The sequence below is a fragment of the Deltaproteobacteria bacterium genome, from assembly GCA_017302835.1.
Taxonomy (GTDB): Bacteria; Bdellovibrionota; Bdellovibrionia; order Bdellovibrionales; family Bdellovibrionaceae; genus UBA2316.
Window position 1 is genome coordinate 241770 of record JAFLCC010000002.1, and the last position, 12723, is coordinate 254492.

Annotated in this window: 11 protein-coding genes; all 11 read left to right on the forward strand. The window is 36.7% G+C overall.

Going from position 1 to position 12723, the window contains the following annotated elements:
* Window positions 1-7 precede the first annotated feature (7 nt).
* Window positions 8-379 (forward strand): HPF/RaiA family ribosome-associated protein, encoded by a 372-nt coding sequence (locus J0M15_03175; protein MBN8536032.1) that lies wholly within the window; start codon window positions 8-10, stop codon window positions 377-379.
* A gap of 47 nt (window positions 380-426) precedes the next feature.
* Complete coding sequence (locus J0M15_03180) at window positions 427-1581, forward strand: methionine adenosyltransferase (GenBank protein ID MBN8536033.1); 1155 nt, start codon at window positions 427-429, stop codon at window positions 1579-1581.
* A 21-nt stretch (window positions 1582-1602) separates the two neighbouring features.
* The gene (lepA, locus tag J0M15_03185) at window positions 1603-3402 is read left to right on the forward strand and encodes an elongation factor 4 (protein MBN8536034.1); all 1800 of its coding nucleotides are present in this window, start codon (window positions 1603-1605) and stop codon (window positions 3400-3402) included.
* 161 nt (window positions 3403-3563) lie between these two features.
* Complete coding sequence (lepB, locus tag J0M15_03190; protein MBN8536035.1) at window positions 3564-4355, forward strand: signal peptidase I; 792 nt, start codon at window positions 3564-3566, stop codon at window positions 4353-4355.
* Between the two features lie 10 nt (window positions 4356-4365).
* Window positions 4366-5073, forward strand: a complete 708-nt coding sequence (lepB, locus tag J0M15_03195) for a signal peptidase I (GenBank protein ID MBN8536036.1) — start codon at window positions 4366-4368, stop codon at window positions 5071-5073.
* Entirely contained in the window at window positions 5070-5687 is a 618-nt protein-coding gene (gene lepB / locus J0M15_03200) for a signal peptidase I (GenBank protein ID MBN8536037.1), read from the forward strand. Before lepB (J0M15_03195) ends, lepB (J0M15_03200) begins: the two co-directional genes overlap by 4 nt.
* A 46-nt stretch (window positions 5688-5733) precedes the next feature.
* The gene (locus tag J0M15_03205) at window positions 5734-6615 is read left to right on the forward strand and encodes an aspartate carbamoyltransferase catalytic subunit (GenBank protein MBN8536038.1); all 882 of its coding nucleotides are present in this window, start codon (window positions 5734-5736) and stop codon (window positions 6613-6615) included.
* Window positions 6612-7739, forward strand: a complete 1128-nt coding sequence (carA, locus tag J0M15_03210) for a glutamine-hydrolyzing carbamoyl-phosphate synthase small subunit (GenBank protein ID MBN8536039.1) — start codon at window positions 6612-6614, stop codon at window positions 7737-7739. Before J0M15_03205 ends, carA begins: the two co-directional genes overlap by 4 nt.
* Window positions 7736-8383, forward strand: a complete 648-nt coding sequence (locus J0M15_03215; protein ID MBN8536040.1) for a hypothetical protein — start codon at window positions 7736-7738, stop codon at window positions 8381-8383. Before carA ends, J0M15_03215 begins: the two co-directional genes overlap by 4 nt.
* A gap of 46 nt (window positions 8384-8429) precedes the next feature.
* Window positions 8430-11720 (forward strand): carbamoyl-phosphate synthase large subunit, encoded by a 3291-nt coding sequence (gene carB / locus J0M15_03220; GenBank protein MBN8536041.1) that lies wholly within the window; start codon window positions 8430-8432, stop codon window positions 11718-11720.
* A gap of 97 nt (window positions 11721-11817) precedes the next feature.
* Complete coding sequence (gene phnD / locus J0M15_03225; GenBank protein MBN8536042.1) at window positions 11818-12720, forward strand: phosphate/phosphite/phosphonate ABC transporter substrate-binding protein; 903 nt, start codon at window positions 11818-11820, stop codon at window positions 12718-12720.
* Window positions 12721-12723 lie beyond the last annotated feature (3 nt).

Sequence of the window (12723 nt, forward strand, 5' to 3'; positions counted from 1 at the left end):
GATTACGATGAAGCTGTCGTTCAATTTTAAACAACTTGATTACTCTAAAAGTCTTGAAAATTACACTCAAGAAGAGTTTGATAAAATTTCATTTTATTTATTAAAGGAAGATCCAGGATCAGTGTTTTTTAGTAAATCGAATAATCATTTTATGGTACAAATGACGATTCCGAGCCGACTTAAATTTTTTAAAGCCGAGGCAGTGCATTTTGATGTTTATTCAGCGGTAGATTTGGTCATTAAAAAAATTCAAAAACAAATACTTAAAATCAACAAAATTAATAAAAATCACAAAAAAGCTAAATTGTCAAAATGGGGTAAGCTTGAGAAGTTGAACTCAAGATTTGAGATCAAAGTAAAATACAGAAAAGCAGCTTGACCCCATTTTGGGTCGATGTTAGGTAATACCTCTTAAGCAAAAGAGGTATTACTGTGAAAAATTATTTGTTTACAAGTGAGTCCGTCTCTGAAGGACATCCTGATAAAATGGCTGATCAAATTTCTGATGCTGTTTTGGATGAGATTCTTAAGCAAGATCCTAAAGGACGAGTTGCTTGTGAGACTCTTTTAACTACCGGTTTGGTTGTGGTCGCGGGAGAAATCACAACAACGGCAAAAATTAATATTTCTGAGATTGCTAGAAACACGATAAAAAAGATTGGTTATGATCACACGGATAAGGGTTTTGATTATAAAACTTGTGGAGTTGTGGTTTCTGTTGGACAACAGAGTCCTGATATTGGTCAGGGCGTGAAGGAAACGGGTAGTGATGAGCAAGGGGCTGGGGATCAGGGTTTAATGTTTGGTTATGCTGTGAATGAGACTCCTGAATTTATGCCACTTTCAATTTCAATCTCCCACAAGCTTGTAAAAGAGTTAGCTTTATTGAGAAAAGCAAATAAGGTGAATTGGTTAAGGCCTGATGCAAAATCGCAAGTGACTGTTCAGTATGAAAATGGAGTGGCAAAAAGGATTGATACCGTTGTTATTTCAACTCAGCATTCCGAGGATGTTTCTCAATCTCAAATTAAAGAGTTTATTAGGGAAGAGCTAATTAAAAAAGTAATACCTTCTCACTGGCTAGACAAAAATACTCAGTTCCATATAAATCCCACGGGTAGGTTTGTTACCGGTGGTCCTATGGGAGATGCGGGACTTACTGGTAGAAAAATTATAGTTGATACCTATGGTGGGCATGGAGCTCACGGAGGCGGAGCTTTTTCTGGAAAGGATCCATCGAAAGTGGATAGATCTGCGGCCTATGCGGCAAGACATATTGCAAAAAATATTGTTGCTGCACAATTGGCAACGAAATGCTTGGTGCAAGTCGCTTATGCTATTGGAGTGGCAGAGCCAGTCAGTATCACTGTGAATGATTATGGCACAAGTATTTTAGGTCCTGAAAAACTTGAAAAAATTGTTAAGGAGTGTTGGAATTTAAAACCGGCTCATATTCTTAAAAATTTTGATCTGTTAAGACCCATTTATTCCCCAACGGCGGCCTATGGTCATTTTGGGAGAAATGAAGAAACCTTTACTTGGGAAAAATTGGATAAGATTGATAAACTAAAATCATTTTAAAGACCTAGGTAGGGGTGGCCATTGGATCCTAAGTACATTCGAAATTTTTCGATTATCGCACATATTGACCATGGAAAATCAACCCTTGCAGATGCCCTGTTAAATGCGACGGGGTCCTTATCTCAACGTGAAGAGAAGGCTCAATTCTTAGATAATATGGATTTGGAGCGTGAACGCGGTATCACGATAAAGGCGCAGACGGTGTGTTTGCCTTTTACTTCCAAAAATGGAAATCAATATCAAATCAATCTTATAGACACTCCGGGGCATGTTGATTTTAGTTACGAAGTTTCAAGATCCCTTGCCGCTTGTGAAGGAGCTATTTTAGTGGTTGATGCGGCCCAGGGAGTGGAGGCGCAAACATTGGCCAATGTTTATTTGGCAATGCAAAATAACTTAGAAATTATTCCAGTTTTAAATAAAATAGATTTGCCATCGGCAGACCCCGAGGGAGTCAAGAAACAAATTGAGGATACGGTTGGTCTGGATTGCTCTGGTATCATCCATGCTTCTGCAAAGGAACGTGTGGGTATCACAGAAATATTAGAAGCTATTGTTGAAAAAGTCCCTCCGCCCAAAGCGGATAGGTCCTTACCCTTAAGAGCATTGATTTTTGATTCTTGGTTCGATTCCTATCAGGGCGTCGTTATTTTAGTTAGGTCAATTGATGGGATTGTCAAAAAAGGCGATCGTATAAAATTCATGGCAACCGATAGAAATTATGAAGTATTAAAACTGGGTAAATATGCTCCCTTTCCACTTTCTGTCGATCAGCTGGATGCGGGTGAGGTAGGATTTTTAATTTGTGGAATTAAAGATATTCGTGATGTCAAAGTTGGCGATACGGTGACTTCCTACAAAATGCCAGCAAAGGAACCTTTGCCAGGATTTCAAAGAATTAAGCCTATGGTTTTTGCTGGAATCTTTCCTATCGATGCCACTGATTACGAGAACCTTAAGGATGCCTTGGAAAAATTGGTTTTAAACGATTCCAGCTTAAGCTATGAAGTTGAAAAGTCAGCTGCCCTAGGTTTTGGATTTCGGTGTGGATTTCTTGGGCTTTTGCACATGGAAATTGTTCAGGAAAGATTGGAACGAGAATTTAAGTTAAATTTAATAACTACAGCCCCCACGGTGGTCTATAAGATTCATTCAACAGACGGCTCAGTGAAAGAGTTGGACAATCCTTCGCAAATTCCCGATGAGGCTAAAATTGTCAAGATGGAAGAGCCCTATGTAAAGTTAACCATTCACACTCCGACCGAATATATTGGAAGTATTTTAAGACTTTGTGAAGATAAGCGCGGACATCAGATCAAAATGGATTATGTGACTGAAACGAAAGTGATTATTGAATATAAGCTTCCCATGAATGAAATGGTGATGGATTTTTATGATCGTCTTAAATCCATTTCAAAGGGTTATGCGTCGTTAGAATATGAGCTGTTAGATTTTGAGGAGTCGGATCTCGTAAAAATGGATGTGTTGATTAATGGAGAGCCAATAGATGCCCTTTCATTAATTGTTCATCGATCAAAGGCTCAGGCCAGAGGAAGATCTTTAGTTGAAAAAATGAAAGAGCTTATTCCTAGGCAGCAGTATCAAGTTGCTATTCAGGCAGCAATCAGTTCAAAAATTGTCGCCAGGGAAACTCTTGGGGCTTTAAGAAAAGATGTGACAGCGAAATGTTATGGTGGAGATATTTCAAGGAAGCGCAAACTTCTCGAGCGGCAAAAAGAAGGTAAGAAAAGAATGAAACAAATTGGCTCGGTAGAAGTTCCCCAAGAAGCCTTTCTAGCAATCTTAAAGGTGGAAGACTAAGTTCGTGTTTGAAATGTCTTTTTTGAAATAATCTTTAAGACCCATTCTTCTTTCTACGCAAGCAGTTAAAACTATTCAAAAAAACTGGTTTATTGATTCTCAATTCAGAGTATCTTAAATTAGGAGGGGTAGAACTTTTTGACGTCCCTGGGAGCAAAAAAATGAGTAATGAAAATAATAAAAATACATCGACTAATGATTCTTTTTGGAATGTGGCAACCAAACATTTTTGGACAGATGGCTGGGGTTCCATTGTTGCTGCCATTGGAGTCGCTCTTTTTATTAGATGGGGTTTTTTTGAGGCCTATGTGATTCCCTCTGGCAGCATGCTCCCTTCTTTACTTATTCATGATCATATCTTTGTAAATAAATTCGTGTATGGAATCAGAATGCCCTTCAGCGAGAAATGGTTGATCGAATTTGGAGATGTTAAACGGGGTGATGTTATCGTCTTTAAATATCCTGAAGACATGAGCACCTTTTATATCAAGAGAGTGGTTGGGATTCCTGGAGATAAAATTGAGTATGATAATGGAACTCTTTATTTGAATGATAAAATAGTAGATAAAAATGTTCCCCTTTCTCAAGAGGACTGGAATTGGCTACGAACAGAGGATTTTGAACGAGGCCATGTCGGCTTGGGCTCTAGGGATCAGTTTGCTCATTTTACAGAGGTTTTGGGAGACAAAAATCATAGTATTATTTTACAAAAAAATAGAGTTTTTGATGCCAAGTTTGGTCCTTACACCGTTCCTCAGAATAGTCTTTTTATGATGGGTGATAATAGGGATAACTCTAGAGATTCGAGATACTGGGGATTTTTACCAAAAGAAAATATATTAGGTAAAGCTATGTTTGTTTGGTTAAGCTGTGAGGAAACTCTTCCAGGTCTTAATTTTCTATGTGATCCAACAACCATTCGATGGAAAAGATTTTACCATCAAGTTAATTAATAGTTAAAATATGTCTAATAACTTAAGTGCTATTTCTTTAAAAGGAAGTTGGAAACAGGCACTGGTAACTTTTTTTTCGCCACTACTACTATTTTTAACGATGAGATGGGCAGTCGTTGAGCCTTTCGTTATTCCTTCAGAAAGCATGGTCCCTAATTTATTAAAACATGATCATATCTTAGTTTTTAAATCTGTCTTTGGATTAAAATTGCCTTTTTCAGACATTTGGGTCTCATCGTGGAATGATCCAAAAACAGGTGATGTTGTCGTTTTTAAATACCCTCGAAATCCTAACTTATTTTATATTAAAAGAGTTATTGGTAGGCCTGGAGATCAAGTTAAAATCCATAGCGGTAGGGTTATATTAAATAACACTCCAGCAACCTATTTAGAATTATCAAAAGATAAGGATCAAACCCTTTTTGTTGAGTCAATTAATGGGCATAAACATATAGTCAGATATGTATTTTCTCAAGTCGCAGATAGTGAAGAACAAATAATAAATGTTCCTGAAAATAAGTATTTTGTTATGGGCGATAATCGAGATTTTTCTAGCGATTCGCGAGTTTGGGGTTTTGTGCCTAAAAATAATCTTGTAGGTAAAGCTTGGCTCATTTGGTTAAGTTGTGATGAGACCCTATCAGATGTAGATTTTTTATGTGATCCTATGAAAATAAGGTGGGGTAGGTTTTTTAAAAAAGTAGAAAAAAATTTATGAAACTTCAAAAGTGGTCAGATTATTATAATGTATTATTTCTGGGTTTATTTATTGCTATCATAGTTAGATGGACCATTTTATCTTTTTATTATTTTCCCTCAGAGAGTATGATTCCGGGGATTCTGCCTCACCATTATGTTTTGGTAAATAAGTTAGCCTATGGTTTAAGATTGACGCCGGGAGGGAGTGTTTATTTTGAACAAAAAGTGCAAACTGGCGACTTGGTTTTATTTGCCTTGCCAGGTAATGAAGAGAAAAAATTTGTAAAAAGAGTGATAGCCGCTGCTGGTGATTTTGTTGAAATCAAGGCTGGAAGAGTGTGGATAAATGGCGCTCCCTTAGATGTAAGGGTAAAAAATAAATTAGAAACAGTTTTTGAAGAGAAATTTAGAGAAACAGTTTGGGAAATTTTTTCTTTGAGGCTTCATTCGCCAACGGCAAACTTTAATAAAACTCAGGTTCCCGAGGGGCATTTTTTTGTTTTAAATGATAATAGAGATCAACTGGAAGACTCTAGAACCTTTGGAATGGTACCAGCAAAATTTTTAAGTGGAAAAGTTTTGGTGTCATTTAGAGTCTCGGATATTCTTAGGACCCATGCAATAACAAACTGACTTAGACATTGACATTATTTCTGGTCTCAAGTTAGTTTTTGTTTTAATGTCTTTTTTGTCAGTTAGGAACTTCACAGCAGAACAAGTAGAAAATCTTTTTACTGATGCTATTTTTTTTAAAACTAAAGAAGCTAAGCCCAAGTTAGAGAATAAAGTTATTTCCCTTATTTTTTTTGAACCAAGCACGCGTACAAGAATCAGTTTTGAAATGGCAGCTCTTAGATTGGGGGCCAAGGTTTCATTATTAAATGGTAAAGTTGGTACCAGTTTAGAAAAAGATGAAACGCCTGAAGATACGATAAAAAATATCGCAGCAATGAAACCAGATTTACTGGTGATAAGAGCTAATGATAATGTAAACTTAAACCAAATGATCAATGAGGTCTCTCCACCAATAATAAATGCAGGATGGGGCACCAAGGGGCATCCGACCCAGGCGTTGTTGGATATTTTAACAATTAAAGATTCTAACCGAAATATTGAAAATGAGAAAATTTTATTTGTAGGGGATATTCGCCATTCGCGAGTCGTGTCTTCACATCTAGAATTAGCAAAGATTTTGGGTTACAAAATAGCTTTTTGTGCCCCCAAAGAAATGATTCCAGAAAACAGTTCTCAAGTCTACTTTGATAATTTGAAGGATGGTTTAGATTGGGCGAGCAGTGTGTACTCGTTAAGAATGCAAATTGAGAGACATACGGAAAAATATTCTTTAAATAATATCAGTACCCAATTTCAAATTAATAATAAAAGTCTGAAGGGTTGGAAAAAAGACGGCTTGATCCTGCATCCTGGTCCTGTAAATTATGGTATTGAGCTCGCTGAAGAAATTTTAATCGATTCTAGAAATATTATTTTAAAACAAGTGCAATATGGTGTTTTGATTCGTATGGCCTTAATTTATCACTTTTTAAAGGAAACTCTATGAAAGGTTATCTGGTTCTTGAATCCAATGAGGTTTTTCAAGGAGAATTGTCTTTTCCGGAAGAAAAAAGTGAAAAGGAATTTTATTCTTTTGAGCGAGCCGGGGAGGTGGTATTTAATACCTCTCACTTTGGATACGAGGAAATTGCTACGGATCCTTCCTACTTCTCTCAGATTGTTGTGCTCACAGCGCCTCAGCAAGGAAATTATGGAATTAGTAAAGAGGTTTGGGAATCAAGACGAATTTGGATTGAAGGTTTCGTTGCTTTGGATGTTCAAGACTCGGTGAGGGATCATTCTTGGAGAAAGCAATTACAGGAACATCACGTTCCTGTATTGTCAGGATTGGACACTCGATTTATCACCCTTCGCCTCAGAGAAAAGGGAACTCCTTGGGGAGCTATTGTTGTTGCTAATTCAAAAGAGCAGGCTCTAAAGAAAGCACATGTATTAATTTCACAAAAGAAAATGAATCCTAAGGATTGGGTTTTTGAAGTGTCCAGAAAAGAAACTGAATTGAGAAGAGGAGAGATTCCTTTTGGGCCCAAATTGGCAGTTTTAGATTTCGGAGTTAAGGAAAATATAATCAAATTACTTTGTCGTTACTCTAAGGAAGTGGCTATTTTTAATAGCCGTACTTCTTACGAAAACCTGCAAGCATACATGCCAGATGCATTGATGTTAACAAATGGCCCTGGGGACCCCGCTGAAGTTCAAATCGTCGTTGATGTTGTTAAAAGATTTCTTGGTAAGATTCCAGTATTTGGAATTTGTATGGGACATCAAATACTCGCTTTGGCAATTGGAGCTAGAACTTACAAATTAAAGTTTGGCCATAGAGGGAGTAATCATCCCATTGATGACAAATTATTGAACCAAATCTATGTATCCAGCCAAAATCATGGTTATGCAGTTGATAAAGAGTCCCTTCCGAAAAATGTTCAAGTAACACAAATAAATCTTAATGATAATACCGTGGCTGGTTTTTACTCTCAGGATCGAAATTTTTTGGGAATTCAGTATCATCCAGAGGCCTGCCCTGGTCCTCATGAGGCCATGAATTTATTTAAGTTTTTCTTTGAAAAAATGTTTTTGCAAGGTTCTCAAAAGGCCAAGGATCAATTATGATGAGTCACGAAAAACTTATTGAAAAAATTTTAAACCACTTTGCGGGACCTCTTTTTTTTGACGAGCTGAAAATAGCACAAAAAGAATTTTTTGATCAGACATCTTTAGATCAGGACTTTTCAAAACATTTTGAATTAAGAATGAATCAATTTTATGATTGGTACTTTTTTTCCAGAAAGCTAAGTAATTTTGGTCAAACGCCGCTGGAGTCTTGTTTTCTGGTGAGAGAGCTTAGGTTTACCGAGGAAGAAATTGCAATGATCGATATATTGAAAAAAAATATTCATTCCTTGTTTGAGTTTGTTAAGATTAAAAATTCAGATGTTTACATTAAGGATTTAGTAAAAAACCAAAAAATGGTTGTAAAGAACTCTCATGTGATTTTTGGTTTTAATGAGGACGAGCTTTTTGAAACCAGACTCATCGAGATTAATGGTTATTATGTATTTCTTAAGGGTTTTTGCTTTCATCCCTCAACAGTAAAAAATATTATTTTAGCTGAAATTAAAAAGTACAGGAAAAATTCTGATTTAGATCCAGAGGCGTTGATGTTTCGTTTGATGAAAATGCGTTATAAATATGAACAATATAAACATGTAAAGCCAGAATTGATATATCAAAACGAATCTAAAATTAATATTTAATTAGTATTTTTATGTTTAATTCATTTTTCAGACAAGAAAGTAAACTATGCCAAAAAGAAAAGATTTAAAAAAAGTATTGATTATTGGAAGCGGTCCCATTGTCATCGGTCAAGCCTGTGAGTTTGACTATTCAGGTACTCAGGCATGTAAAGCTCTTATGAGTGAAAATTTAGAAGTGGTTTTGGTTAACTCAAATCCTGCAACGATTATGACGGACCCAGAGCTAGCTACGAGCGTGTACATTGAACCCCTAAAGGCCGAGTATATTGAAAAGATTTTGATAAAAGAAAGACCGCAGGCCGTGATTCCCACATTAGGCGGACAGACGGCTTTAAATTTAGCTTTAGATTTGCATGAAAAAGGAATTCTGAAAAAATATAATGTGGAACTTCTTGGTGCGACACCGGAGGTTATCAAAGCAGCAGAAGATAGAGAGCTTTTTAGAAATATTTTAGACAAAGTTGGGGCTAAATATCCAAAGAGTTTTTTGGTACGAAATTTTGAATTTGGCCTTACCGTGGCCGATGAGTTGGGTTACCCTTTAATTTTACGACCAAATTACACGCTGGGTGGTGGCGGTGGCGGCATTGCCTACTCACCCGAAGAGTATAAAAGTATGTTGGTGAGAGCTCTTCATGAAAGTCCAACGAGTGAAGTTTTGGTTGATGAAAGTATTTTGGGTTGGAAGGAATATGAGCTTGAAGTGATGAGAGACCATAAGGGAACCTTTGTGGTGGTTTGCCACATTGAGAACTTTGACCCTTGTGGTGTCCATACAGGTGATAGCATTACCGTGGCTCCACAGATGACTCTATCCGATCGCCAATATCAAGAAATGCGCGATGAGGCTTATAAAATAATTCAAGAAGTGGGTATCCAAACGGGAGGAGCAAATATTCAATTTGCCGTAGATCCTACGACGGGACAACGTGTTGTTATAGAAATGAATCCAAGGGTGAGTCGGTCTTCCGCTTTAGCAAGTAAGGCCACAGGATTTCCAATCGCAAAGTTAGCTGCACTTTTAGCCATCGGGTATTCTTTAGATGAAATCAAAAATGATATTACCAAATCAACACCATCTTGTTATGAACCCGCTCTTGACTATGTAGTGACCAAGATTCCTAGGTTTGCTTTCGAAAAATTTGCCGGAACAAAGGATGCATTGACGACCCAAATGAAAAGTGTGGGTGAAGTCATGGGAATTGGAAGAACTTTTGAAGAGTCGTTAATGAAAGCACTCTTGTCTTTGGAATTTCACCCCGAAGGGATTCCAGAAGTCGTTTATACATCAGAACAGCTTTCCTATCCCAACTCTAAGAGAATTTTTGCCATTTTCCAAGCCTTCAGAGATGGGAAATCAATTTCTGAGATTCAAAATTTAACACAAATAAATCCCTGGTTTTTAGAGCATCTTGAAAGAATTATTTTATTTGAAAAAACTTTGAAATCCCATAGAGAGTTATTTTTGAAAACAATTTCGGAGGTTTTAGATTTCAGTAAGTCTAGTGCGTCCAGCCCGTTAGCAGAAGATTTATCTCAATCTCTTGCTGAAAAGCACAGCGAGCACAGATGGCAAAATTTTTATAATTTATTGAAACAGGCGAAACAAAAGGGATTTTCAGATGCGAGAATTGCGAAACTGGTTGGAGCTAAAGAGTCGGAATTGTTATCATGCAGGAAGGTCTTAAATTTAAAACCAAAATTCAATCGTGTGGACACTTGTTCTGGTGAATTTTTTTCTTCAACTCCTTATATGTATTCAACCTATTGGTCTGACTTTTCAGAATTGCCAGTGTTGAAAGATCCAGTAGTTGTGATTGGCAGTGGACCAAACAGAATTGGTCAAGGGATAGAGTTTGATTATAGCTGCGTTCGCGGGGTGAAGGCTTTCCAAAAAAATAAAATGCCCGTTATCATGGTTAATTCAAATCCAGAGACTGTTTCGACTGATTATGATACGTCTAATTTATTATTTTTTGAGCCACTTACCGTTGAGTCTTTATCTGAAATCATGAGTGCCACCAATCCGTTTGGTTTTGTAGCTCAGCTAGGTGGGCAAACACCGATAAATTTAGCTAGGCCTTTGGAAAAATTAGGATTTAAGCTTTTAGGTTCTTCTAATAATACCATTGATTTAGCCGAAGATAGGGGTTTGTTTAGTTCTATTTGCAAAGAAATTGGCATCAAAATTCCAAAGTCAGGTATGGCTGGAATTTTAAATCAAGCTTTAGAATTGGAAAAACATGTGGGTTTTCCGATGATTTGTAGGCCTAGTTTTGTTCTTGGTGGCAGAAGAATGGAAGTTTTAGAGTCAGTGGATGAGTTAAGATCTTATTTTGAACGGCAGCACGATTTTATTTCTGATAAGCAACCGTGTTTGATGGATCAGTTCTTAGAAGGAGCTCTAGAAGTCGATGTAGATCTTATTAGAGGAGACGATTGGATTGTCATTGGAGGAATTGTTGAACACATTGAGGCTGCGGGAGTGCATTCCGGCGATAGTATGGGAGTGATTCCCCCTCAGCGATTAAAAGATGAGACCTGTTTGAAAATTGAAGATGTTTCTAAAAAATTAGCCAATCGTTTAAATGTGATTGGTCATTTAAATTTACAATTGGCAGTTAAAAACGATGAAATTTATATTTTGGAGGCAAACCCAAGAAGTTCTAGATCTGTTCCCTTTATTGCCAAAGCCACGCATATTCCTCTGGTTGATTTAGGGGTTATGGCAACTTTGGGAAAGAAAAAATCTGAAATTGAATTTGAAAAATGGAACTGGAGAAATTTAAATACCGTCAGCGTTAAAGGCGTTGTTTTTCCATTTAAAAAATTCTCTGAATCCGATTCCATCCTCGGTCCTGAAATGAAGTCAACGGGTGAAACCATGGGGAGAGGAAAAGACTATTCGGAAGCCTTGATGAAGGCTTTTATTTCAAGTCATGTGAATTTGCCATCTCAAGGTGAGGCTTTTTTCTCGCTCAGAGAAAAAGATAAAAGTGAAATGTTGGTCCTAGCTAAAGAAATTGCGAGTATGGGTTTCGTGCTGTCTGCAACGACGGGGACCGCTAAATACTTTCAAGATCATGGATTAAAATGCTTAGCTTTAAAGAAAGTCCATGAAGGCCGACCGCATTGTGTGGATCATATAAGGCAAGGCAATGTGGATTTGGTTATTAACACCACAACTGGACGTAAGTCTATAGAAGCGAGTTTTGATATACGACGGGCCTGTATTGATTATAGTATTCCATGTATAACAGAGAGTGATGCCGCAGAAGCCTTTTTATTAGCTCTGAAAAAGAAAATTGAAGGATCTTTTGAGGTTCAATGTTTGTAAGTGAATTAAGAGCCTTTTTGAAAAGAACAGCTTTAAGGCTTTTCAATCAATCTCTGAGTTAAATAGAGTGTGAGTTAAATCTGGAATATAAATTTAAATGAAATTAATAAATTCAAAAACTCTTTTATTTAAAGTTTTGCTTTTTCTGAGCCTTCTGCTAGCACCTCCCTTGGCCAGGACGTCAGCAATTGACACTCCGGATGAAATCACGATTGGCGTTATCCCTGGAGGAAATCCTGAAGTTATAAAAAAAGAAAGCATTGAATTAGCTTCTGAACTTCAAAATATGATAGGAATTAAAACTAATATTTATATTTCTAAGGACTACAGTACGTTGATAGAAGCAATGAAAGATAAAAAAATAGATTTTGCTTTTTTAACTGCCTTATCTTTTGTGTATGCAGAAAAAATGGCCAAGGCAAAGGTATTGCTTAAAAAAATATATTCTGAGCCTTTCTACTATTCTGGATTGGTGACCAATTCAAAAAGTAAGATCAAAAGACTGATTGATCTCAAAGGAAAAATAATTGCGTTTGTGGATGCAAAATCGACTTCAGGGTTTCTTTATCCGAAAGCTTATCTAAAAAAAATGAATTTTCTTGATTCTGATTTTAAACAAATTATTTATTCTGGAAACCATTCCCAGTCAGTTAAGTTATTAGAAGATGGAAAAGTAGATGCGATTGCGGTTTTCAGCGATAATGCCAAAGGTAGTTCGGGAGCATGGACTAAATTTTCAAGCAAAAAAAATTATTTTAAAGTGATTTGGGTCAGTGACCCTATTCCTACAGATCCTTTTACAGTTCGCCAAGATTTTTATGATAAGTACCCCAACGTGGTTCATTCAGTCATGGTTAATATTGTAGACTTGTTTGAAAAAAATAAAGATAAGAAAAGGTTCTCTGAAATCTTAGGAGAAAAAGAACTCATGCCGGCAACAAGTAAACAGTATGATCCAGTGAGAGAAGTAATAAAAAATTTAGACATTGAGATTCGATAAAGG